Raw genomic sequence first — 1,645 nt, forward strand, 5'->3', positions numbered from 1 at the left:
GCATCCCCGTCGAACCTGTTAAACTCGCGTACAGGCCGTGAGACATCTTCGGTTATCTTCTTCACAACCAACCATGATGCCCCACGGCTCTCCCATCACACACACGAAAACCGGAAGAGCCCGTATGCCTCAAAAGAGGGTATTGAAGGTGGTCTTTTGTTCTTTGCAAAAGACGGTAATGATGAGAATATCGGGGCGTATAACTAGGGTGCATACGATACCCTCGAAGTGGCGGTATTGGGTTCCGCCACAGAGGAGTGTGCGCATATGTCCTGGAGTCTTGTCGCGAGGTTGGCATCGCTGAGCGCGGTCGCCGTGCTGTCGGTTGCGACCGCATTCGTTCCTGCCCAGCCGGTGCTGGATACGAATCTAGACGGTGTGGACGCCGGTGCTGTTTCTGAGACCACCGGCGACGTCGACGCTGTGCTGGACGATCAGCAGACTGCGGACGCGACCGCCATGCCGGATAATCCGGCGCATGAACTGCCGGAGGCCCTGAACGATGACATTCCCGATGATGCTTCGGTTGTGTCGCCTGATTTGGCTGTGACGGTGGAGGGTGAGGTGTTGGATCTGGCCACGGGTGAGCCGGTGTCCGATGCCGCCGTGGTCGGCACTCCTGAGACGCCTGCCGATCCGTTGGCCAAGACCGATGGCGAGTCGTTCGTTCCGGTCGGGGTGTCGGAGGTCCGGGGCGCGATGGACGCGGCCGGCGTCGATGCGGGGCTCGATGCGTCATCGTCTTCGGATGCCGCCGGCACCGTTCGTCCGGCCGTGTTGCAGAACAACCAGTATGGCGCGTATTGGGGGACGTACAACGGTACGCCGGCGTTCTTCGAGGCCGATGGCACGTTGTTCGTCCAGCAGGCCAAGGGCGTTATCGACGTTTCCGAATGGCAGGGGCAGATCGACTGGCAGGCCGTGAAGAACTCGGGTGTGGACGGCGCCATCATCCGCATCAGCTATGGCTGGAACAACGGGTTCGACAAGCAGGCTCTGCGAAACATCAGCGAATGCAAGCGTCTGGGCATACCATTCGGCGTGTACTCCTATTCGTATGCCTATGACAATGCCTCGGCCGCCGCGGAAGGCAGCGACATGGTCAGTCTGTTGCGCAAGGCCGGCGTATCTCCCGGTGACCTGAGCTATCCGGTGTTCTACGACCTGGAGCAGTGGACGTGGACGGGTCATAAGCCTCCGACCAGCCCGAGCGTGTACGACGGCATCGTGAACACGTGGTATTCCAAGCTGCAGGCCGCTGGATACACCAATCTGTCCGTGTACTCGTACACAAGCTATCTCAACGGCCCGTTGAACAGCTCCAACATCCGTGGCAAGACGCGTTGGGTGGCCAGCTACGGACGACGAACCGGTTTCAGCTATGCCACCAACGACCGCGGCTGGCAGTACACCTCCAGCGGCAAGGTGAATGGAATCAATGGAAACGTGGATTTGAACGCGTTCGGGGTGCAACGGTATGTTGCACAAGAAGGGGGCATTGCGGTCTACCGCAGCAATAACGGTTGGTTGGGTTATCCGACGGGTGATGAGTTGTCGGTGAGGGGTGGTGCGTCGCAGACGTTCCAGGGCGGTACGGTGTTCTGGAATGGTTCGACGGGGGCCACGCACGCCGTCAAGGGCGGGA

The 1,645-nt window shown here is 60.0% G+C and carries 2 protein-coding genes; both read left to right on the top strand.

The features are described 5' to 3' along the window. A partial coding sequence (locus KIH73_RS10720; protein ID WP_219083367.1) for a hypothetical protein occupies window positions 1–207 on the top strand: 207 nt, incomplete at its 5' end. Window positions 208–267: 60 nt separating this feature from the next. Next, the coding region (locus KIH73_RS10725) for a GH25 family lysozyme (protein ID WP_219083369.1) at window positions 268–1,645 on the top strand (1,378 nt) is incomplete at its 3' end.

The organism is Bifidobacterium phasiani, assembly GCF_019331775.1.
In the GTDB taxonomy this organism is placed as follows: Bacteria; Actinomycetota; Actinomycetes; order Actinomycetales; family Bifidobacteriaceae; genus Bifidobacterium; species Bifidobacterium phasiani.